This window comes from Leuconostoc sp. UCMA20149 (assembly GCF_030400235.1).
Classification (GTDB): Bacteria; Bacillota; Bacilli; order Lactobacillales; family Lactobacillaceae; genus Leuconostoc; species Leuconostoc pseudomesenteroides.
The window spans coordinates 14,024-37,093 of the sequence record NZ_VJYC01000006.1 but is presented as its reverse complement, the minus strand read 5'-3'; the positions used below and the strand labels follow the sequence as shown (position 1 = coordinate 37,093).

The window sequence follows — 23,070 nt, the reverse complement described above, 5'->3', positions numbered from 1 at the left end:
ATTGATATTACTAGAATTTTGAGTCAAATTTTAGGTTGTGGTCTGGTGCACAGCCGAATGTGTTTTTTGCTGATGTTAATGAACACGAAAAAGCGAATAGAAACTCAAAATTGGAGACAAATATGACAAAATTAAACAAGAAATATGCTTTTGAAACACAACAACTTCATGCGGGGCAGGAAGAGCCGGACTTAGCAACAGGTGCACGAGCAGTACCTATTTATCAAACAACTTCTTTTGTTTTTAAAGATGCCAAAGAAGCGGCTGGACGTTTTGCTTTAACAGATGCCGGCAATATTTATGGTCGTTTGACTAACCCGACAAACTCAGTTTTGGAGACTAGAATTGCGGCATTAGAAGGTGGTACGGCAGCTATTTCACTTGCTTCTGGGGCTGCAGCGATTACTGCCGCCATTCTCAACGTTGCTGGTGCGGGAGACCATATTATCGCAGCTTCTACGTTGTATGGTGGCACGATTGAGTTGTTCTCGGAAACCTTGAAAAAATTAGCCATCGAGACAACATTTGTTGACCCTGATAATCCCGAAAATTTTGAAGCTGCAATTCAGTCTAATACTAAAGTAATCTTCTTTGAAAGCTTAGGTAATCCCAAAATCAATATAACTGATTTTGAGGCTGTCGCGGCGATTGCAAAACGACATGGTATTATATCAATTGTTGATTCCACTTTTGCAACGCCTTATTTGGTACAACCTTTGGCACACGGTATTGATGTTGTCGTTCATTCTGCAACGAAATTTATTGGCGGTCACGGGACAACCTTAGGTGGGCTTATTATTGAAAAAGGTGATTTTGATTATAATGCCTCCGGTCGGTATCCGGATTTTACAAAGCCAACAGCATCATACAATGGTATTGTTTGGTCCGATTTAAAAGGTGCCGCGTTTGTGACAAAAATTCGTGCGGAACATTTACGTGACACAGGCGCAACATTATCACCTCAGTCAGCTTTTTATTTGCTGCAAGGGTTAGAAACATTGTCACTGCGTGTGGCACGGCATGTTGAAAACACACGTCAAATCGTGTCATATTTAAACCAGCATGACAAAGTCGCTTGGGTGAGTTACCCAGAATTAGAAGAATCGCCGTACAAGGCATTAGCAAATCAATATTTTGAAAAAGGTGTTGGCTCGATTTTTACGTTTGGATTGAAGGCTGGAGAAAAAGGGGCAGAGGACCTCATTAACCATTTGGACATTTTTTCTCTACTAGCTAATGTGGGTGATGCAAAATCACTTATTATTCATCCTAAATCAACCACTCATGCGCAACTATCTGATGATCAACTGGCCGCAGCTGGTATCACGCCTGACTTAATTCGTATTTCTATTGGTATAGAAAATGTTGACGATTTAATTGCAGCGCTAGAGGAAGCGTTGACTTATGTTGAATAAATTAACAGTTTGAACACATCGACTGACAGAAAAATAGTCATTTATAAAAATGAGAAGTGAGAGAATATGAATAAAAAGATAATGATTGGCGCAGTAGCGGTAGCTGTCATTGCGGGCGTTTACGTGATTACAAAGCCATCCAATTCATCAGATCAGCATACATTGAAAGTGGCGGTTCAAAATAACATTTCCACGCTTGATCCAAATTTAGCTGATCAAGTAGGCGCCAATTGGGCTGAAGTACAAACGTTAGAAGGCTTATACACAACATCAGCTAAAGGTAAAATTATTCCTGGTGTCGCGACAAAAGTGGTTCGGCCAACACAAGGCAATAAAGTGTATACAATTAAATTGAAGAAAAATCAGAAATGGTCTGATGGCTCAACCGTGACGGCAGCTGACTTTGTTAATTCTGTTAGAAGGCAAGTTAATCCTACTACCAAATCAACACGTGCCAACCATTTTAAAGACATCGCCGGGTATGATGCAGTGTACAATCACAAAGCCAATATTAGCAAATTAGGCATTAGTGCGCCCGACAAATACACGGTTAAAATTGAATTATCTCATCCAGTACCGTATTTTAACTTTATTCTGGCAAATCAGTTATATCCGATTAACGCTGACAAATTAAAATTATACGGTAGTAAATACGGTCAAACCGCCAAGACAACAATTTCTAATGGTGCTTACACAATTAAGAAGTGGAACCAGTCTTCAACGTCGTGGGAATTCGTGAAGAATAAATATTATGCTGGTGCCGACAAAGTTCACTATGACACCATTAAGGTAGCACAGGTGACGGACGCCACCTTAGCGGCAAAACAATATTTAGCAAAAAAAGTTGATGAAGCCGAAATTTCAGGTAGTATTCTTACAGATTTGAAAAAAACACACGCTTCAGATATTAAATCGACTCAAAAAGGTCGTGTTGCGTTTATTGTTTGGAACGCTTCGGATAAAACTGTTAGCAATACTAATCTTAAACGCGCTTTGAGTTTGGCTATTAATCGTCAAGAATTGACAAAATCAGCTTTGGGCGATGGTTCAACACCTGCCAAATCAATTGTACCGAGTGGTGAAGTGACCATTAAAGGTAAAGATTTCAACGATGGTCTTTCGTTGCCTTATGACAAAAAGCTAGCACAATCATATCTCAAAAAGGCGCAAACTGAGCTTAAACAAGAAAAGATAAGCATTACACTAAATACTGCCGACACCGACGCTTACAAAGCGTTAGGTGTATACTTAAAACAAAGTATCGAGGCTACTTTGCCAGATGTGACAATTAATTTGAAACAGTTGCCTTTGAATGCTGAAATTTCAGCATTTGAGAGCCATAATTTTCAAGCAGGAACGTTAACCTGGTCAACTGATTATAATGATCCTATCGACTTTTTAGATATTGCTTATTCTAAGGGCGCTATTAATTTTACTAATTGGTCAAATCCAGAATATGAAAAATTAATCGACAAAATATCTGATCAGCATGAAGCAAATGATGCTCGTTATCAATTGGAAAAACTGGCAGCCAAACGCAATAATGAGTTAAACGGCGTGACGCCACTTTATCAAGTCGCCAATGTTCACCTACTAAAGTCGTCGATCAAAAACCTGAACTATCCATTGATTGGTTATCAAAATTATAAATATGCAAAGTGAGGCAACCATGAAAAAAATTGGCATCCCAAGTAATAATCTTCTTCATCCTAATTCGCCTTTTGGCACTAACTATGTTGATTACATTCAAAAAAATTATATTGATGGCATCACAAATGCTAATGCACTTCCAATTGTTTTACCAATTGGGAACCCAAAGTTAGCTAAAAATTATATTGATAGTGTGGATGCTTTAGTTTTAGCGGGCGGGCAAGATGTATCACCTTTATATTTTGGTGAGGATCCTCAAATCAATCTTCACGAAACTGATAGCGATCGTGATGCCTTTGAAGTGGCCTTGGTTTTGGAAGCAATCAAACAAGAAAAACCAATTTTAGGGATATGCCGTGGATTACAAATTGTCAATGTCGCGCTTGGTGGTACGCTTTATCAGGATTTAAACAGCCAATATCAAGGCTTGAACGTTAGACACAATCAATATCCTACCAAGTGGTACACGCCGACACACCGTTTAATCTTGAAACGTGTGAGTTGGTTGCAAAACTTTTTAGATGATCAATCACTTGTTAACTCATTTCACCATCAGGCTGTCAAAAAATTAGGTGACGGTTTACAACTTGATGCAGTTAGTACCGATAATGTTGTTGAAGCTTTTTCAGATGAATCACGTCGCATTTATGCTGTTCAATGGCATCCTGAAATGCTATTAATGAAGCATCCCGAAGCTCAAAAATTATTTGACACGTTTGTTTTAAAATAAAAACATTTAAATAAAAACGCGCGTTGTTTTGTTTCAACGCGTGTTTTTGATTGTCTTAATGATAAAAATGTATACTTAAATATTATCTTTTGGTGTTGTGAAAACTGTAGGCTGATTAATATGATACGCAATAGCATGATCAGATAATATCTGAGTAAATGTATTGGCATAAACATCACTTTCAAAACTTTGCAACATGTCAATTGATATTTCACCATTTACAGCTAACATTTCGATTGATAGACCAGCTGTGCCGCTCATGTACGTATGCATTTCTTTGATGTAGCGTTCAAAGGGACCCAATTTTGTCTGTCCTGAATAGCTTATGATAAATGTATTTAAGAGTAAGTTGTCAAAAAAAGCTAACATTTGTTGCTTGTCTTTGAGCGTAGGTAGCGAATCCAACTTATCAAACAAATTAATCATTTGCATAATGCTACTACGTAGTGCCTCTGGCTGCTTACTCTCTTTGATAATTTGTCTAAATGTTGTGGCTACATCTGCAAATTGTGCATCTGATTCGATTGATTGGTTGATTGGTAAGACAATACTGCCGACACAGTTTCTGAAAGTGTTCTGATTTGTAGTGCCTAATCTCAAATCACTAGCCATATGAGCAATAATCGGTAGATTAAAGTTAGGGTAGGATTTTTGAATGGCTTGGGCAATCATGATTGCAACAGCAATTGCCGGACTAGCGTTATGAGCTTTAGCAAATTTCATGAAACTTGCTTGGTCAATTACGATTTCGTAACGATAACTGGTGGCTGAATCTTTCGAATTGTGTGTTTCTAATAATTGATAACCGTCATGTTGCAAATTAGGTGTGTCTTGGCGATTTGTCATTTCTTTTTTAAGATTTTCAAACGGTTCAGACATTTCATTTGGTTTCATAGTATCACTGATTAAGTTAACACCATCGACTTTTGGCCAAACCTGTGTTTTCGTACCAAAATAGTAGTATAACAAGGTGTTGACAAATGGCATAATACCTCTGCCATCAGCTATGGCATGATGATAAGCAACAAACAATGTATTTTTTGAGTAAGTGACATCAATCAAGTGTTCGTTGACAACCAAACTACCTAAGGAGCGTAATTCAGCAGTTTCGCTTATGATGATTGGTTTTTCATTATAACTTAAAAAATAGTTGGCATTTTTTTCGACTAATTTACTTGTGAGGTAGGGATAGCGCTGAAGTGATAAATTCAGTGCCGACTGTAAAATTGTTGGATCAATCATTTCCGTGAGCCGTATATCAATAACCATACTGGCAGTTCCATTTTGTCGGTACAGAAAAGATTGTCCAGAGGTGATTTTTGCGATTGTTGGTAGTAATTCTAGGTAAGTTTGACCATTTTTTGATTCAAAAATGTCTTGATAGGTTGGTGTGGCCGTTTCTAAAGTTAACATAATTAGTCTCCTTAATAGTGTCATCAGTGGTATTTGCGCTGCATCAGCACGACTTGTGTTGATGATGATTCATACTATAAGGACTAATTGTTTAGTTTTTATTTGAATTTTGTTTTTAAAATGTTAATCATCTTGATTATTAGCCAAACGAAGGGATAACAGCGAAAGTCGTCCCTGATCTAGTCTGTTGTAAAATTAAAACAATGCCAACAAAATTATATAGCAAAATGTGCCGCCAAAAATGGATAGCAACATATTTTTTCGCCATAACTGTAAGAAAACTGTAATTATTCCAGCAATCACACTCAAATAAGTTGCTAGATTAACTGAAGTCAAGGTGTCGCTATAGCAATAAATGACTAGTATCCCTAAAATTGCTGGGGGTAAAAAATTACCTAACAGATGAATATATTTGGGTGTTTTTTGATCATTAGGATAAAGCCAGAATGGCAGAAATCGTGTTAGCATGGTGACGACCGCGGCGATACCAATAGTTATAATTTGTTCTAAAATTGTCATTTACTTACTCCAAAAATGCTCTCTGATGCTAAAAATGAAAACAACTAACAGCATACTAATTGGCAAAAATAAGTTGTGACCAAATATTAGTAACGCTGTGAGCGCAGTAATAATGCCGCTAATTGAGCTGAAATGGCTTTGTTCACGTTGCAATTGATCCACAAACAAAACTAAAAACAATGCTGTGAGCACAAAGGATAATCCTTCTAATTTCACGACCACAAGTTGTCCAAGCAGACCACCAAGAAAGGCACCTAAAACCCAGTAAAAATAGTTTAATAAAGTGACATCAAAATAGAATGTGATCGCATTGACATTGCTTGGTAATTTGATAGCATAATTAATTGAAAATGTTTCGTCGCATAATCCGAAAATTAATACCTTTTTCTGACGACCCGCATTTCGATATTTTTCCAGCATTGAAATACCGTAGAATAGGTGCCGCGAGTTTACAATTAGTGTTAGCCAAAACACTGGCCACGGATTGAATGGTTCGCGTAACAGATTGGCAATGATGAATTCAACTGAACCGCCAAAAATTGTCATTGCCATGACAGTTGGATAAATAACGTTGAATCCTTGCTGGTGCATATATAAGCCATAAGCAATTCCTAAAAATATGAAACCAGTCATAATGGGAATTGTTTTTTTCAGTGCAAAATGAAATACTTCGTGTCTAGACATAAAAATCTCTTTTCAATGATAGTAAGATGATTTTATCATTTATTTGAATACATTTATTGATATAATTGTATTCATTACAATGTTTTTTTGAGAGGACAATGATGTCAATTAATCTTTTTTCTAATTATCCTTTAAGTTGGAAACCGGTTAAAGCAACGTTAACAAGACCTTACTATCAGGGTCTGGCAAGACAGATGCGGGCAGATATTAATAATGGTCTACTTTTACCAGGCACAAAACTACCCCCACAAAGAGAACTTGCGGACTACTTGGATGTAGGTTTTACAACTATAACGAGGGCCTATAAACTAAGTCAGGCCGAGGGGTTGACCTATGGGGTTGTTGGTAAAGGCACTTACGTTTCTCCAAACGTCAAAACTGATCTAACAATTACACATCAAGACAACAAAAATATTCAAGAGCTGGGTTTTGTCTCCTCCTTTGAGTCGGAAAATGGCGCCCTCCAATCCACGATTATTAACATCGCAAAGCAGAAAAAATTTGCCGAGCTATTAAATTATGAGCATCCAACCGGTATGCCGCGACACAAAAAGATCGCAACGCGGTATTTACGTGAGATAGGTATGAACGTTAATCAGCAGAACACATTGATTGCTTCCGGTGGCCAAAATGCGCTGACAATAACTTTACTGGGTCTTTTTAATCCAGGAGATAAGATAATAGTTGACCAATTCACATATGTTAACTTCATTGAGCTATGCAGATTACGAGGAGTCAAGTTAATTCCGATTCCTTCGGACAATGATGGCATTCGATCTGACTTAATATTAAAAGCTTGCCAAAACGATGTGATTAAAGGTATTTATTTAATGCCTGATTGTAACAATCCCACAACAGAGATAATTACTTTGTCACGTCGTAAAGAAATTGCTACGATTATTAAACACTATGATTTGACTTTCATCGAAGATGACTATGCCAACTTTCTAAATTTATTTCGTGAAGTACCTGTGATTAAATTAAGTGAATTAGTTCCGGAAAACAGTGTATATATATGCAGCATGTCGAAGCCGTTGGCTTCTGGACTTCGGGTAGCATTTATGCGTGTGCCCGATCGATACAAATTGCAGATTGAATTAGCAATGTTTAACAGTACTGTTAAAACTTCTGCACTGGATGCGGCAATTGTTGCAGAGGCATTAGAAAATGGCACAGCAAATAAAATTATGCATCGTAAAATAAATAAACTATTGGTCGCAAATCAAATATTTGATCGTGTATTTGAACAACAAGTTAATGCGTACAATGCCACAAGTTTTTTCCGACCATTACACTTAAAAAGTAAACAGCGCGGTGATGAGCTTGAAAAATTATGTTTAGATAATGGCATCAGAATATTCCATTCCGATCGTTTTTTGGTAGGGCCACGACCAGACAATTCATTTTTAAGGGTTTCGTTGTCTGCTGTTGAAGAAATAAATGACTTGACGAATGCTCTTAAAAGGTTAAAGTCAATCATACTTTGAGTGATAATATAAGTAATTACATATAGTTACTTAAATATACTAAAACACTTTTAACTGCCTACTTCCATTTAGTGCCAAACTAGATTATAGTTATCGATGTAAGATAAATTAAATAAAAGAGAGGTATGTATCATGGATATTACGATTTTTGGAAAAGGTAATATGGGACAGGCCATTGCTAAAAATTTAGCCAATGGCGATCATCAAATCACACTTTTAGACTCAAGTTCAGAAACAAGTGATTTGGGTGAACTGGTTATTTTGGCAGTGCCATATCCTGCTTTGGCAACGATTGCTGAAAAATATCAAAAAGAACTGAAAGGTAAAGTTGTAGTCGATATTTCAAATCCTCTGAATTTTGAAACATGGGATGGATTAGTCGTGCCGGCTGACAGTTCTGCGGCTGAACAATTGCAGGCTCTTTTACCCGAAAGTACTGTATTGAAAGCGTTTAATACTAATTTTGCTAGTACATTAGCAACAGGCAAAATAGGTAACGAAGCTACGACTGTTTTAGTAGCTGGAGATAGTGCTGCCAAACAGGTTTTGATTACTGCGCTAACTGGCTCTTCTCTTCAAGTAAGAGATGCTGGGGCCTTAAAGCGTGCCCGTGAACTTGAAGCAACTGGATTTTTACAAATGACACTTGCAGCTAATGAGCAAATTGGTTGGACTGGTGGTTTTGCGACTATCAAGTGAAACAACTAGTCAAATAAACAGAACCCGATAGCTTGACATTCAATGCTATCGGGTTCTGTTTATCTCAAAATATTTTGATTAATTAGTGTTTTATTTAGGTAGTTCTTTGCGTTTATCTGGATTTTGATCAAGATAAAAATTTCCCCATTCTGCCATCGAATTAATGACTGGTTCCATGCTCCGACCAAGTTTTGATAAACTATATTCGACTTTAAGCGGTACGACAGGAAAAATTTGTCGAACAACTAATCCATCATGCTCCATTTCGCGCAAACTTTGAGTTAACATTTTTTGACTGATGCCAGCTACACTTGTTTTTAATTGCGTAAAGCGTTTTGTACCAGGTAGTAAATCGCGAATGATTAGAACTTTCCATTTGCTACTTAATAAGTCAATCGTGGTTGCTACCGGGCAAATGCCGTTTTCTTCGAGTAATTTTTTTGACATCGTATCACCTTATCATCAATTTTCGGTATTTATAATACCTTAGGTCACTAAAAGTATCTATATGAAATTATAATGGCTATACCTCAAGTATGCAAGATTTAGCTTGTAAAGGCGCTCTAAAAACAGTTTGATTGACTTTGGGTTAACGATTAGATATATTTAAAAAAATACTCCCAGAAAATAGTTGGCATTTTGCAGTATTTTAATGAATAGCCATTTCATTTTGGGATGAGTCTGAAAGCAGAGAAAGGTGGTTTCTATGAATTTAGCAATTATTGGGTCAGGTAAAATTGTGGATGATTTATTTCAATTTATCGGTGATCTACCCGCAATTCACTTAACTGCGATTTACGGTAGAGAAAAAAGTCTAGATAAATTGAAGCGTATGCAGCTGGCGAATCATATTGATCGTGTTTTCACCGACTATGATCAGTTACTAGAAAATGAGAATATTGATACGCTTTATATTGCATTGCCAAATGATTTACATTTTGAATATGCCAAAAGGGGATTAGAGGCTGGAAAACATGTTATCGTTGAAAAACCTTTTGTGCAAACACTAGATCAATTTGAAACTTTAAAAGCACTTGCTTTAGTTAAGCATCGCCATTTGTATGAAGCGATTAGTAATCAGTATTCACCAAACTTTAACATGCTCAAGAGTTGGATTTCAAAAATAGCACCGATCCATTTTAGTTTTTTGAATTATTCTCAGTATTCATCTCGTTACGATGCTTTTAAGCAAGGGGAAATCTTACCAGCGTTTGATCCGAATCGTGGCGGGGGCGCATTACAAGATTTAAATATCTATAATATTCATGTGTTAGTTGGTCTCTTTGGAAAGCCAGAAGCGATACGCTATTTACCTAATATGGCAAAAGGGGTTGATACTTCTGGTATTCTAACACTCAAATATCATGAAGCCATTGGTTCTGCGTTTGCTGGCAAGGATGTTGTTTCAATCCAACAATCTAACAGCGTAATTGAAGGTGAGCAAGGGTATATTAAAATTGAGAGTCCATCTAATGAGCTCGCTGATATTTCATTAGTGGGTTCTGAAAGCCAGACCGAGACATTACACACAGCCAAACATCGTATGTACTATGAGTTTGAAACGTTTGAAAAAAGTATTCGTGAAGATGATTATGTCCTGATGTCAGAGATGCTTAATCATACGCAAGCTGTATTGGAAGTACTTGAAACAGCTAAAAAATTCACTTTGACACTCTAAATAAGATCTAATTTGTTTCTTGTCAAAAAAGTGTTTGCTACTCAAACTTGGGGAACATTGGACCGTTGACTCAAATAGAGTTGGCTTTATTTTAGCGAGCAAGACTTTGTTTTATAAATATGTTGTAACCAATAGTTGAAAACATGGCAGTACTTTAGGTTATATAAATTATTTTCCTTTTTTGGATGTTCTTATTGAGTTAAAAAAATCTTTCACTGTATTTACTTTTGAAAGATTTTTTTCTATTAAGCTAAATAATCACCATAACAGTAAAATATGGTCGAATTACAAATTTTAAACATGTGGAATATAGGTTGACATTTGCCTAAACGTAAACTCGTTTCACCGTAATTGTAAAATTATCGAATGTCAAAAAAGATGATATCAAAATTGACTACAAAATGAGTCACTTTTGATTAGTAAAAATCAAGGTGAAATCCAAGACCATTCTGCCTAATACGGTGAATTGCTGCAAAGTGATTATCCGGCATACTGTTTTGTTAATATCGTTTATAAACATAAAATAAACACAAATTAACCATAAACGTGTATAATAACAATGTAAACGTTTACATACAAAGCAGGTGAAGGCTCTGCTGCAATCCCTTCAGAAAAAGAATTAGGGGAGTATGAAATGTTAAATCAATTTTTTGCGTTGCACCATCCAAATAAAATAAATATTTCTGTCAACGAGGAACGGAAGCTTTGGTTTAAGCAATTTATCAAATCTTTTGCTGTCGTTTTTTTTGTGTATTTTGGTATGTATTTGGTTAGAAACAATATTAAAGCTGCCACACCATTGCTCGTTGAAAATGGTACGATCACGACAACTCAAATGGGGGTGATTGGTCTGGCATTTTCAATTACCTATGGGATTGGAAAGACCTTGATGTCAACGTTTGTGGATGGGCACAACGCTAAGCGCATGATTTCGTTTTTTCTAACAATCTCAGCATTTTTATCACTTTTATTTGGTATTGTATTGCTAATTAATAACGCCATGACTGGTGTGTTGATTGCCTTATGGGGATTAAATGGTTTGTTCCAATCGCCTGGTGGGCCAGCTTCTTATTCTACAATTTCACGTTGGACACCAGAAACGAAACGTGGTAGATGGCTAGGATTTTGGAATACATCTCACAATATTGGTGGTGGGCTGGCAGGCATACTAGCTTTGTGGGGTGCCAATCATTTGTTTCATGGTAATGTCGCTGGGATGTTCATTTTTCCCGCCTTTATTGTATTAATAATTGGTATTGTTGGCATGTTTGTGGGTCAAGATGAACCTGAGGAACTTGGATGGGATTCAGCACCAATTATATTCAATGAACCTGAATCACTTCAAAATCAACAAGCAGCCACGATGACTAAAAAACAAATATTGAAAGAATTTGTTTTGAAAAATCCGTGGGTCTGGTTGTTAGCAATCGCCAATGTTTTTGTGTATATTGTCCGCATTGGTATTGATAATTGGGCACCCTTATATGCTGTACAAGCTTTACATTTGAGCAACACCGCAGCAGTATCGACTATTTTCTACTTTGAAATGGGTGCACTAGTGGGGTCATTATCTTGGGGCTGGATATCAGATCTACTTAAAGGACGTCGTATTGTTGTGGCACTATTTTCTGTATTTCTTCAGTTTTTTGTGCTTCATATTTATACTGTGGCTCACAATGAGACAGCACTATTTGTGGCCCTGTTTGTGATGGGATGGCTGGTTTTTGGTCCGCAACTTTTAATCGGCGTTTCGGTTGTCGGATTTGTGCCAAAACAGGCTTTATCTGTGGCAAATGGTTTGACCGGTACTTTTGCTTATCTGTTTGGGGATTCCTTGGCAAAGGTAGGATTAGGATATATTGCCGACCCAAAATCAAATGGCTTAAAGATATTTGGCACAGTATTGCATGGTTGGTCCTCAACTTTTGTTGTCATGTATGCTGCTCTTATCATTGCAGTTATTTTACTCATTTTTGTGGCGTTTGCGGAAGAACGTAAGATTAGACAGACTGAAAAACAATCGGTTTAATCGAGTATTTTTGAAAAAATAGTTAAATTTTTAGGCATAAGCATTAAAAAAATTTGATGATAGAGGAGATATCTAAGTGAAAGCATATATTATTTCTGGGCCACAAAATTTAGGCGCGGATAATTTGAAATTGATGGACATCCCAACTCCTAATGCAACAGATGACTTTGTATTAGTTCAAACTGAAGCAGTAGGATTAAATCCCGTCGATTACAAACTAGCAGATGATGGCAATCAAAACTGGCATTTTCCTCATGTATTAGGTGTAGATGTAGCTGGGATAATTGTGGCATGTGGCAAAAATGCTAAAACTAGCCTTCGTGTAGGTGACAGAGTTTGTGGTCATGCGAACCTTGAAGAGAATGGCACTTTCGGTGAATATGTATTAATGCATGATTATTCACTTGCTTTAATACCTGAAACAGTAACTTTTGAACAAGCTGCAAGTATTTTATGTGGTGGTATGTCTGCGTTTCAAGCCCTATATAGAAAAGCAAATTTAACGGGTAAAAGCACCATCTTAATCCACGGTGGTGCGGGCGGCGTGGGTTCTGTGGCTATTCAATTGGCCAAGAGACTAGGCTTAACAGTGATAACAACGGTTTCAAGCAAAAAAATTGAATTCGTTAAAATGGCTGGTGCAGACCATATTATTGACTATCAAACTGAAAACGTGACTGAGCACGTCTTAAAATTAACAAATGGTCAAGGGGTTGATATTAGTATTAATTCAATTTCTAATGAAGAAATTATGCAAGATATTCTTAATCGGTTAGCTTATAATGGTCAGGTTATTTCTTTAACAAATTCGCCTTTTAATGTTAATATGCTGGATCTTGCGGAGAAAGGCTTAACTATTTCTGCGTTGAATTTGGGTGGCGCTCACAGATTTCATACGTTGTCTGAAAAAGCGGATTTAGCTACGATGGCCCAAGAACTTGTTCAAATGATAGCGAATAACGAGCTTGACCCTATGATTGGAAAAATAATATCATTTGACAATTTGGTTGATGGGTTAAGCGCTTTGAAAGCATCTCAAGTAACCGGTAAAATAGTTGTTAAATTGTCGTAGATTTCATATCAAAATGTTTTTATAGCCTATGCAAAGTCGTGAGATAATTGTGATTTTACAATTATTCGGATTTGAAAAAATAATTTAACTGACGCATAGCAGGAAAATTTTGGAAAACCTTGTTGCTGTAAAGTGCAAGGTTTTTTATTCGCCCTCAGCCTTTGCAATTGCTTGTCGAATGTCGGAAATATTTGACTTGTGAGACATAAACGAATCATTGTGAATCGGCATGGATACTTTAACTGTATCAAAAGTATCATCGGTACCACTCAAATGCTCAGCAGAGAAGTCTAATACATGACCGCCTATGGTGAAGTCGTTACTCAAAAAATGTAAATGCCATCCATTTGCCATGACACCTGTATATATGTCTGGACCAAAATCGCCAATTAAGGTGCCTTCAACGTTTTGATATTCGAAAGTAGGCTGCTCGGCACTTACTGATAGGAAATCTGGATAAGGCTTTGCTTGTTTTGGCGCTACTCTGACCTTTAATGATTTAAAGAAACCGTTTAATCGCAGGCTGTTTGGTACATTTTGGGAGACATAGTGGTTTAATGTTTCAAGTCCGGAGAAAGACAGCTTTGGTTCCTGAACAAAACGATTGTTACTTGCTTCAAAATGAGATGATGAGAACGGTGTTGTGAGCTCCAGTTTTCGAATTTCTTGTGTGATGCCACCGGCATTAGTTTGGTATACTTTGCCATTCATTATTGTCAGCTCGCCATTTAGGCGGTCCAAAGTGCCGATACCAAAATCGCCGTTATCTAAAATAGTGGCCAAAGAGGTGGTACCATCATAAAGACCGTTCATAATGAGTTCTAACGTACCATGTTGAAATATCGTTGCCATAATAACTCCTTTTACTGTTTACTTACTATAAGTAAACAATAGCCAGATTAAATCAATTTTAATAACTGCAACGCCAAGTTGTAAAAGGAGCAAAATTTAATTGCGAATTTATATCGTGCACGATATAATAGTTGAAGAGGATTTCTGGTATGGTTGATCAAAACGAATTGTATGATGAATTATGTTTGTCGATATATAATACGAATCGCTATTTTCATCGGCTTTACGGGGATGTTTTAGCAGAATATGACTTATCCTATTTGCAGTATATGTCATTGCTGATCATCTACAAAAATGGATCGGCTAAGTTGATGGACATTGGTAATAAATTAGAGTTATCGAGTAATACGCTAACACCAGTTATTGATAGATTAGTCCAAAAAGAATGGTTAATCAAAATACCTAGTGAGTTGGATCGGCGAGTGAAATCTTTAAAGATAGCAGATTCAAAAAAAGATATTTTTGAAGAAATCTTATCCGATGTTGCTGTTATTCGAGATGAATTGATTGCTAATAGCACAAGATCTGTGACTGCAATGATTAAGGAAAACCAAGCATTAAACGAAACCCTTCAGAAAATGATTGCAACGCGAAATCATAGGGATGATTGAGATGGCTAGTGATGATGTTTTATATTGAACAGAGGAGAAAATTATGATTGGATATATTTTAGTAGTGCTTGTCAGTATTGAGGCAATCGGCATTATGTTGCTAGAAATGTTTGGGTCAGCACAACAGCAAGCGAATGCCTTTGAACTAGATGAGTCGTTTGTCAAAATACCAGAAGTTAAAACATTACTAGCTAATCAAGGTATATACAATGGTTTGTTTGGCGCATTAATTATTGCCACATTATTGCTTTTGACTGGGCCACAACAACTACTGATGTTAAAATTAGAAATGGTATTTGTGCTACTGGCTGCCATCTATGGTAGTTTGACAGCAGCAAGAAAAATTATTGTGATGCAAGGATTACCCGCATTTCTTGCTTTGATTGCACTATTTTTATGAGGTGAATTGGCACGGTAAGTGCAACCCTTTAGCAATTGAGAACAAATCAGTTTTGTGGCGTTTCAGACTGGGTTATAAATTAGGAGAAACAGCGTGTTAAGTGATGTCAACTATTCTAAATTGAGTCAGTTTTTAATGGCGGCTAACCTTGATCAGAGACAAACGTGCGTCATGATTGCTGATGAAGCGCAAGAGATTACGCAAGATCTGAAAACGATTGATATTGATAACTCATGCCTCAAATTAAATCAGAATGGGGATATAGTTGGCGCATTAATTGTCGATAGGTACCGTAGCGGTGACAATTTAATTGACGAGGTATGGGGACCACTGACGTTGCCGTACGATGATTCGGTTCGTCAACATTTGTTTGATTGTTATTTAGAAAACAAAGTTGCGTCTGCACAGCCCAATTTTTTCTTCAAGCCAACTGATACTTGGTTATTCGAACAGCTCAAATTGCGGCGAGCTGATTTTACGACAGAAAATTTATGGTGCAAATCACTTATAGATCTACCGCAAAATGTGGTTTCTGGAAATGTCTCTTTTTATCAAGAGACAATCAATTCTGATGTTGCAAATGAGTTGAATGATATTCATAATTGTGTCTTTCATCATCCCCAGAGAGGGATGGATACGTTATTGAAAAACCTGTCACCGTACCATTTTGTATGTGTTCTGCATGAACAAAATGACATTGTCAGTTACGCGATTATCGATATTAATCAGAGTGGTGAGACGGCACATCTAGATTTTATCGGTACACAGACTAAATATTTACGGCAGGGTGGAGCTAAGCAACTAGTAACAGCCATTTTTAACGATTTGGTTGCTAGGCACGTCAAACGTCTCTCACTGGTTCAAAATCAAAAAGCTGCTGCAGCATTTAATTTATATCAACGATTAGATTTTCAATGCATAGAGACAAACGTTGCGGCTATGTTAAGAAAGTAGAAATCGAAACCAAACTTTTTAAGGAGAATTATTACGTTTTATATATTGTTACTGTAAAAAGTGTCAAGATGAATTCATTATTTTTAATTAATAGATTGATGTATAGATAAAAAAAGTGCTATATGACGGTGATTATCGCTCATATAATGCTTTTTTTAATCTTTACGTCATCGTTATGACGAGTTTACATCAGATTGTTACAATAATTTTGTTAACAACAATAATAATAATGACATCGATGGCATTTGAAAGAGTACAGCTATACATGACGATTGAATTGAGACATTTGAAAAAGAAGTACGATAACGGCGAAGAAGTTTTAACTGATATTAATGCAACAATCGAAAATGGACAGTTTTACATACTGGTGGGCGCATCGGGTTCGGGGAAAAGCACTATTTTGAATGCTATTGCAGGGTTTATTCCGATAAACGATGGTGCTGTTGTGATTAATGAAAAAGATGTCACTCAGTTACCGCCAAAAGACCGTAATTTATCAATGGTTTTTCAAAACTATGCGTTAATGCCTAATCTTACGGTGGCTGAGAATATTGTCTTTGGCTTGGCGGCTAGACATACTGCAAAAGATATTCAACAACAAAAATTAAATGATGTTTTAAATCTAGTTCATTTAGAAGAATATAAAAATAAAAAACCGGGCAACTTATCCGGTGGCCAACGGCAGCGTGTTTCTTTAGCTCGTGCACTGGTTTCAGATGCACAAATTATTTTAATGGATGAACCATTGTCAAATTTGGATGCAAAACTTCGCGCAGAGATGAGAAAAGAAATAAGGGCTTTACAGCAACAACTGGGTATCACTGTTATTTATGTCACACACGATCAAACTGAAGCAATGACAATGGGCGATCAAGTAATGGTTCTGAACAAAGGTAAAATCGAACAAATTGGTTCGCCGTTAGAACTTTATAATGCGCCAGCTAATACTTTTGTTGCTGATTTTTTCGGATCGCCCTCCATTAATTTATTAGACGTGAAAATGAGACAAAATAGCTTTCACTTAAACGACCAGTTTGAGATGCCAACCAATGTTGATATTGATGAGGGTCAATATATATTGGGCGTTAGGCCTGAAAATATTGTCATCAGTGAAAATGGTGCTTTGCGAGGAGAGCTGACTCATATAGAACCGTTAGGTGATGGGACCAACATTGAAGTAAACATTGGGCAAAATCAATCCGTGAGAATCAAAGTTAGCGAACAACTGGACTTGACTTTGGGGGATGTAGTGTCTTTCAATGTTTTGATAGATAGAGCACTACTATTCACGCCGAGTGGTCAACTGCTTAATACTGGAAAATCAGTATCGGCAGTAATTTAGATATTTCGTTTTACAAAGTTGGATTAATATATTATGAAAAAAACAAGCAATTTGAAATTTCGTAACCAATTAGTATTAGGCTGGTTATTGTTACTGCCATCATTTATCATTCTGGGTATTTTTGTTTTCTATCCAATGTTAAAAACATTTTTCTTAAGTACACAATTAACAGATTTAATGGGTAATCCAATTAAATTTATTGGATTTAAAAATTTTTCAAATTTGTTTACATCTGATAGTTTTATGACGTCCTTTACGATTACACTTATTTTTGTCTTCTTTTCAACACTATTGACGCTAGTGCTGGCATATTTGATGGCAATGAGTGCAAGTCAAAAAATTATGGGTATCGCTGTGTTTAGAACAATGTTTTCGTCAACTATGGGTGTTTCGGTAACAGTAGCATCAATACTTTGGTTATTTATGTTTAACCCACAAATTGGTATGTTCAGTAAAATATTGACATTTTTACACTTACCACAAATCAATTTTTTATCTGATCCAACATGGTCATTAGTGGCCATTATTGGTACGACCGTTTGGATGAATCTTGGATTTGCATTCCTGATTTTGCTCGGTGCAATCCAAGCCATACCTCAGGATTTGTATCAAGTAGCTGATTTAGATGGTGCATCATGGCTAATGAGATTACGAAAAATCACGATTCCGGCAACCAGCCCAACTATTTTTTTCGTTACGGTAGTTACTTTAATTAACGCTTTTCAAACGTTTGGTCAGGTTGATATTTTGACATCTGGCGGTCCTGATTATCATACTAACTTGTTAGTATATGCTATTTATCAAGACGCGTTTGTTAATCATAGCGTTGGTCGTGCCAGCGCACAGTCAGTTATTTTGACAATTATTATCATGCTCTTTACTATGATTCAGTTTTACGTGAAAAACAGAAAAGGAGCAAATTATGCAAACGAGTAACGTTAAAAAGGGTTTTCGTTTAGCAACACTTATTGTGCTAACACTATTATTATTATTGCCATTATTTGTGGGTATTTCTCTAAGTTTGTCATCTAGTCAGTCAATTGCACAAGGACATTTGTTACCTGATCACTTAGAATTTGCGAACTATGTCAAAGTGTTTACAAGCACATCGATGACAAAGTTTCTATGGCATAGTTTTATCATTTCAGGTTCGGTTATGATTGGTCAAGTTATATTATCAATCATGGCTGCGTATGCGTTTGTATTTTTGGAATTTAGATTCAAAAAGGCGGCATTTATTTTATTCTTAAGTACAATGATGTTGCCGTTTGAGGCTCAAATTATTCCTAATTTTGCAACAATGCGTGATTTGAATTTGTTAAATACTTACGCTGCAATAGGATTACCCTTCTTAGCGTCAGCTTTTGGTACCTTTATGATGAAGACGAGCTTTGAACAAATTCCAACAGCATTAAAGCAATTAAGTGACATTGAGGGGCTGAGCCATTTTCAATTTGCAACACGGGTAGTCATGCCTTATACAAAAGTTAGCATTATTACTTTTGCTTTATATAGTTTTTTGACTAATTGGAATATGTATTTGTGGCCATTGATCGCCACAACTAATGATAATGTGAGAACTGTGCAAATTGGATTAAGACAATTGCGATCACAAGATACCGCCAGCAATTGGGGATTAATTATGGCAGCAACAATAGTGTCTGTTATTCCAACATTGTTAATCATCTTTTTAGGGCAAAAATACTTTAAAAAAGGTTTGACAAATGGTGTTATCAAATAAAGTTTGTTTTAGGTTTTAGTTGAACGAGAATGAGAATAGGAGAAAAATAATGTTTAAAAATGTAGCCAAATACGTTGCGTTGACCACAATTGGTTTGAGTGCTGTTGTTCCAATGGTTCAGGTGCATGCTGCTGATTCAAAACGTCAAAATATTGTCTTTTGGCATTCTATGACGGGTCAGAATCAACAAGCCATTGAGCGCATTGTGAATGATTTTAACGCTTCACAGACAAAATACAAGGTGACACCAGAATTTCAGGGGCAATATGTTGAAGCCCTTCCAAAGTTTTTATCCGTGGGTGGTACCAGTAAAGCACCTGATTTGTTTCAATCGAACGAAATTTCTACGAAACAACTCTCTACTTCGGGCATGATTGAGCCAATGCAGACGCTCATTAAAAAATATAAATATAGTACAAAAAATCTTAGAAAAAATATTTTGAACTACTATACTATCAATGGTAAGTTATATTCAATGCCTTTTAATTCAAGTGCGCCAGTATTGTATTACAACAAAGATGCCTTCAAGGCAGCTGGAATTGATGATCTACCAACTAGTCCGACGTATGAACAAGTCACTGCTGCGGCCAAAAAGTTGAAAGAGAAGACCGGTAGTGCGAAGTTGTCTATTCTACCTTATGGGTGGACTTTTGAAGAATTACTAGCCAATCAAAACCAGACACTTGTTAATAATGGCAACGGTCGTAAAAAGACCGCTACTAAAGCAACTTTCAATAATAAAGCCGGAAAAAATATTATGAACTGGATCAAGACTAATGCAAGTGCTGGTACATTAGTTGATTACGGTACAGGTGCAAACGCAGGTGATACTGAGTTATCAGCCTTTACATCTGGGCAAATTGATATGTTTATGAATTCATCAGCATCTCTTGGCAACATCAAAAAAGATGCTAAGTTCAATGTTGGTGTGACCTATTTACCAAGACCAGAAGGTACAAAAGCTAATGGTGTTGTAATTGGTGGAGCAAGTATCTGGATGTCAAAAGGAAAATCTACTAAGGTTCAGAAAGGTGCTTTTGAATTTTTGAAGTTTGCGACATCAGCTAAAGAACAGGCACAATGGTCTATCGACACTGGTTACTTTGCGGTTAACACTAAATCATATGACACAAAACAATTGAAAGATGCCTTCAAAGAGACACCTATTTTAGCGGCACCAGTCAACCAATTGAAAGCTACAAAAATTAATGCAGCAAGTAAAGGCGCATTGATCACTGCTATGCCAAAGGAGCGTGTTAACACCCAAAACGCAATGGAAAATGTGATTAATGGTAAGGATGTTGATTCAGAACTCAGCAAAGCAGAAAAACAAACCACATCTGATATCAAACAAGCTAATGAGCAAGCAGGTGAATAAAGAATGACGACGACAGTTTTTGGTCATCGTGGTATTCCTGAAAAATACATTGAGAACAGCATGTCAGGATTCAAGTATTTGGCAGACCATGGTGAGGCAGTAGAGTTTGACGTGCATTTAACCAAAGATCTCATACCTGTTATCATGCACGATGAAAAAATAGATCGAACGACAAATGGATCAGGATACATCAAAGATTTTAACTATGAGGAATTAAAAAGCTTTCAACTAATCAATGATGTGAATCGTGAACAGCAATTAGTGCAAGAAAATGAAGGCATCCCGACACTTGATGACGTTTTAGCAGTGTTTAGTGATACACAAATACAGTTGAATATTGAATTAAAAACGGATAACTTTGACTATTCAGGTATTGAAAAAATTGTTTTGAATACAATCCCTCATTTCCACTTTGACCAACCGGTGATTTTTTCGTCCTTTAACATTGACACTTTAGATCGACTGTATGCCATTGATCAAACCTTAAATTTAGCTTATTTAAGTGAGCAACCAGTAAATGATTTTTCCCATTTCATGCAAGTGCATCATTTAAATGCTTTACATCCAGCTCTTGAAGGCGTGCAAGACGGTGATGTTATACAGCGGGTTTGGACTGTAAATGAAGACGGCGAGCTTGCTAAATTAATTGATCTTGGCGTGGCAGGCGTGTTTACGGACGATTTTGTTCATGCCATGCAGATTAGAAATTGCCGTGGTTAGTAATCATGACACAAAACATTAAATTATACTTAGTTAGACATGGTGAGACATATTTTAATACCTGTCAAAAAATTCAAGGCTGGTCTGACTCGTTACTTACTAAAGCTGGTGTCAATCAAGCAGCTATTTTAGGTGACGGTCTAAAAAATTTACCGTTTTCAAAAGTTTATAGCAGTGATTTAGGTCGCGCCAAGGGAACGGCAGATATAGTATTATCTGTTAGGCATGACAAGATGATGGATGAGTTAGAAATAGTGCCTAACTTTAGAGAACAATTCTTTGGCTCATTTGAAGGTGACCATCTCAACATGCTATCACAGCTTTTTGAGGATGATGATAAACTGTTGTCATCGGTTGTCAATGATAGTGAACTAGCTAAATTCAAATCTGAAGATGACATTATGAATCAATTCAAATTAGTTGATCCAACTCATGAAGCTGAGAATGCTTCAGAATTTTGGAAAAGAGTGGATCAGGGATTCAATTATGTTTATTCGAAAGCGCATGATGGTGACAAAATTTTGATTATAACCCACGGTGCCCTCATTAGAAAATTGGCAACACGTTTTACGGGCACTTATCATCAAAATCCTGACAATGCTTCTTTATCAATTTTTGAAATGGATGAAACAAAGTGCATGAAATTGGTTTCATACGATCAATTAGTATCTAGGAAATCATCTTTATAAATATTTTATTTTTTTGACATTCTCTGATGTTAACCAGAAATATGGACTAATTTTCTGGTTGCCATCAGAGATTTTTTATTTTAATTGAGTTAATTAGAACAGTCACTTATCTTCCGTCACGAACCGCTCATCGTTGCTTTCGAACCACTTAACCAGCAAATGAACATCAGCAAACTTTTTTCAACTATGATAGTCAGTGTTCAAGTAAAACAATCTAAAGGTATACGATCAAAAAATTGAACAAATCGCTTTTGGAAATCTTGAAACGATCAAAAGGAGTTTTTATCATGGCAAATATTTTAGAAATTATTTTTCAAATAATTCACAACACACCTTTCTGGGTTTGGGTGGTGCTAATCATACTTGTTAAACGAGGAACTGCATTAATGCATGATGGTCCTAGTTCTTTGGGAAAGTCAGTTATTATGCCACTAATTTTCATTGTGTGGGGATTAAATACAGTAGTGACAAAGTTTGCAGATCCTGATGTGATTTTGGGATTTTATATTGTATCATTGCTTCCAGGATTCTTGTTAAGCTATTTATTATATATGAATCGCAAATTTTATGTCGAGAATGGGCAGTTAATCCAAGCGGGGAGTAAATTGCCAATCACGATCATGCTATCAAACTTTTTCGTAAAATATTTTTTGAATGTTTTAACGGCGATGCACCCGGCTTTGTATAACCAAATGCAATTTAATATTTTTTACGGTATTATTTCTGGATTTACGGTAGGATTATTCTTTGGGGGTATCTACAAAACGCTTACTGCGCAGAAACAAATGTTCACAACGAAATAATCATCTTAAAATAGAATTAGGTTTGGCAGGCACACTATGGTAATGTATTCATCAATCATTGACATAATAGATAGCAGGAATGTGACAAATTTAGTGAATCAGTTAATGCTGATTTGCTTTTTTTTGACAGTTTATAGTTATAATGTTAGCAAAAATGTCGTTTATAATCTTAATTAATTCTTAACATTCTTATCAAATGTGTTA

23 protein-coding genes are annotated in these 23,070 nt (G+C 36.4%); 18 read left to right on the top strand and 5 right to left on the bottom strand.

What is annotated here, in order from left to right:
- Positions 1-122: 122 nt before the first annotated feature.
- From FF105_RS06365 to FF105_RS06355, 3 genes are all read left to right on the top strand, one after another.
- Complete coding sequence (locus FF105_RS06365; RefSeq protein WP_147651461.1) at positions 123-1,415, top strand: O-acetylhomoserine aminocarboxypropyltransferase/cysteine synthase family protein; 1,293 nt, start codon at positions 123-125, stop codon at positions 1,413-1,415.
- 66 nt (positions 1,416-1,481) lie between these two features.
- Positions 1,482-3,077 (top strand): peptide ABC transporter substrate-binding protein, encoded by a 1,596-nt coding sequence (locus FF105_RS06360; RefSeq protein ID WP_290046465.1) that lies wholly within the window; start codon positions 1,482-1,484, stop codon positions 3,075-3,077.
- Between the two features lie 7 nt (positions 3,078-3,084).
- Complete coding sequence (locus FF105_RS06355; RefSeq protein WP_147651465.1) at positions 3,085-3,795, top strand: gamma-glutamyl-gamma-aminobutyrate hydrolase family protein; 711 nt, start codon at positions 3,085-3,087, stop codon at positions 3,793-3,795.
- A 75-nt stretch (positions 3,796-3,870) separates the two neighbouring features.
- On the opposite strand, the gene FF105_RS06350 is transcribed toward FF105_RS06355, so the two are convergent.
- The 3 genes from FF105_RS06350 to FF105_RS06340 form a co-directional block, all read right to left on the bottom strand.
- Positions 3,871-5,208 (bottom strand): hypothetical protein, encoded by a 1,338-nt coding sequence (locus tag FF105_RS06350; protein WP_147651467.1) that lies wholly within the window; start codon positions 5,206-5,208, stop codon positions 3,871-3,873.
- A 195-nt stretch (positions 5,209-5,403) separates the two neighbouring features.
- Complete coding sequence (locus FF105_RS06345) at positions 5,404-5,727, bottom strand: branched-chain amino acid transporter permease (protein WP_010280319.1); 324 nt, start codon at positions 5,725-5,727, stop codon at positions 5,404-5,406.
- Positions 5,728-6,411 carry an AzlC family ABC transporter permease gene (locus tag FF105_RS06340; RefSeq protein WP_147651469.1) on the bottom strand — a complete coding sequence of 228 codons (684 nt, stop codon included), beginning with the start codon at positions 6,409-6,411 and terminating at the stop codon, positions 5,728-5,730. It abuts the gene before it with no gap.
- A 98-nt stretch (positions 6,412-6,509) separates the two neighbouring features.
- Here FF105_RS06340 and FF105_RS06335 point away from each other — a divergent pair, with 98 nt between their 5' ends.
- Positions 6,510-7,898 carry an aminotransferase-like domain-containing protein gene (locus FF105_RS06335; RefSeq protein WP_147651471.1) on the top strand — a complete coding sequence of 463 codons (1,389 nt, stop codon included), beginning with the start codon at positions 6,510-6,512 and terminating at the stop codon, positions 7,896-7,898.
- A gap of 132 nt (positions 7,899-8,030) precedes the next feature.
- Positions 8,031-8,597 carry an NADPH-dependent F420 reductase gene (locus FF105_RS06330; protein ID WP_147651472.1) on the top strand — a complete coding sequence of 189 codons (567 nt, stop codon included), beginning with the start codon at positions 8,031-8,033 and terminating at the stop codon, positions 8,595-8,597.
- A 90-nt stretch (positions 8,598-8,687) separates the two neighbouring features.
- Here FF105_RS06330 and FF105_RS06325 read toward each other — a convergent pair whose 3' ends face one another.
- Positions 8,688-9,044, bottom strand: coding sequence for a winged helix-turn-helix transcriptional regulator (locus tag FF105_RS06325; protein WP_147651474.1), 357 nt, complete (start codon positions 9,042-9,044; stop codon positions 8,688-8,690).
- 259 nt (positions 9,045-9,303) lie between these two features.
- On the opposite strand from FF105_RS06325, the gene FF105_RS06320 reads away from it, so the two are divergent.
- From FF105_RS06320 to FF105_RS06310, 3 genes are all read left to right on the top strand, one after another.
- Positions 9,304-10,275 carry a Gfo/Idh/MocA family protein gene (locus FF105_RS06320; RefSeq protein ID WP_147651476.1) on the top strand — a complete coding sequence of 324 codons (972 nt, stop codon included), beginning with the start codon at positions 9,304-9,306 and terminating at the stop codon, positions 10,273-10,275.
- Between the two features lie 634 nt (positions 10,276-10,909).
- The gene (gene uhpT, locus FF105_RS06315; RefSeq protein ID WP_147651478.1) at positions 10,910-12,304 is read left to right on the top strand and encodes a hexose-6-phosphate:phosphate antiporter; all 1,395 of its coding nucleotides are present in this window, start codon (positions 10,910-10,912) and stop codon (positions 12,302-12,304) included.
- A gap of 76 nt (positions 12,305-12,380) precedes the next feature.
- Positions 12,381-13,376: a zinc-binding dehydrogenase gene (locus FF105_RS06310; RefSeq protein ID WP_290046464.1), complete on the top strand. Its 996-nt coding sequence runs from the start codon at positions 12,381-12,383 to the stop codon at positions 13,374-13,376.
- 144 nt (positions 13,377-13,520) lie between these two features.
- Here the strand turns inward: FF105_RS06310 and budA are convergent, their stop codons facing one another.
- The gene (gene budA, locus FF105_RS06305; protein ID WP_290046463.1) at positions 13,521-14,228 is read right to left on the bottom strand and encodes an acetolactate decarboxylase; all 708 of its coding nucleotides are present in this window, start codon (positions 14,226-14,228) and stop codon (positions 13,521-13,523) included.
- A gap of 149 nt (positions 14,229-14,377) precedes the next feature.
- On the opposite strand from budA, the gene FF105_RS06300 reads away from it, so the two are divergent.
- From FF105_RS06300 to FF105_RS06255, 10 genes are all read left to right on the top strand, one after another.
- A complete protein-coding gene (locus FF105_RS06300) occupies positions 14,378-14,839 on the top strand; it encodes a MarR family winged helix-turn-helix transcriptional regulator (protein WP_147651483.1) in 462 nt (153 codons plus the stop codon).
- Positions 14,840-14,882: 43 nt separating this feature from the next.
- On the top strand, positions 14,883-15,239 hold the full coding sequence (locus FF105_RS06295; protein ID WP_010280298.1) for a DUF1304 domain-containing protein: 357 nt from the start codon (positions 14,883-14,885) through the stop codon (positions 15,237-15,239).
- Positions 15,240-15,332: 93 nt separating this feature from the next.
- A complete protein-coding gene (locus tag FF105_RS06290; RefSeq protein WP_147651485.1) occupies positions 15,333-16,193 on the top strand; it encodes a GNAT family N-acetyltransferase in 861 nt (286 codons plus the stop codon).
- Between the two features lie 238 nt (positions 16,194-16,431).
- Positions 16,432-17,535: an ABC transporter ATP-binding protein gene (locus FF105_RS06285; RefSeq protein ID WP_228928844.1), complete on the top strand. Its 1,104-nt coding sequence runs from the start codon at positions 16,432-16,434 to the stop codon at positions 17,533-17,535.
- 33 nt (positions 17,536-17,568) lie between these two features.
- The gene (locus FF105_RS06280; RefSeq protein WP_147651487.1) at positions 17,569-18,471 is read left to right on the top strand and encodes a carbohydrate ABC transporter permease; all 903 of its coding nucleotides are present in this window, start codon (positions 17,569-17,571) and stop codon (positions 18,469-18,471) included.
- Positions 18,458-19,276, top strand: a complete 819-nt coding sequence (locus tag FF105_RS06275; protein WP_147651489.1) for a carbohydrate ABC transporter permease — start codon at positions 18,458-18,460, stop codon at positions 19,274-19,276. Before FF105_RS06280 ends, FF105_RS06275 begins: the two co-directional genes overlap by 14 nt.
- 49 nt (positions 19,277-19,325) lie before the next feature.
- Complete coding sequence (locus tag FF105_RS06270; protein ID WP_114667584.1) at positions 19,326-20,654, top strand: ABC transporter substrate-binding protein; 1,329 nt, start codon at positions 19,326-19,328, stop codon at positions 20,652-20,654.
- Positions 20,655-20,657: 3 nt separating this feature from the next.
- The gene (locus FF105_RS06265; protein WP_147651491.1) at positions 20,658-21,374 is read left to right on the top strand and encodes a glycerophosphodiester phosphodiesterase family protein; all 717 of its coding nucleotides are present in this window, start codon (positions 20,658-20,660) and stop codon (positions 21,372-21,374) included.
- A 5-nt stretch (positions 21,375-21,379) separates the two neighbouring features.
- Positions 21,380-22,063 carry a histidine phosphatase family protein gene (locus FF105_RS06260; RefSeq protein ID WP_290046462.1) on the top strand — a complete coding sequence of 228 codons (684 nt, stop codon included), beginning with the start codon at positions 21,380-21,382 and terminating at the stop codon, positions 22,061-22,063.
- Between the two features lie 287 nt (positions 22,064-22,350).
- Positions 22,351-22,866, top strand: coding sequence for a DUF6622 family protein (locus tag FF105_RS06255; protein WP_147651494.1), 516 nt, complete (start codon positions 22,351-22,353; stop codon positions 22,864-22,866).
- Positions 22,867-23,070: the final 204 nt, after the last annotated feature.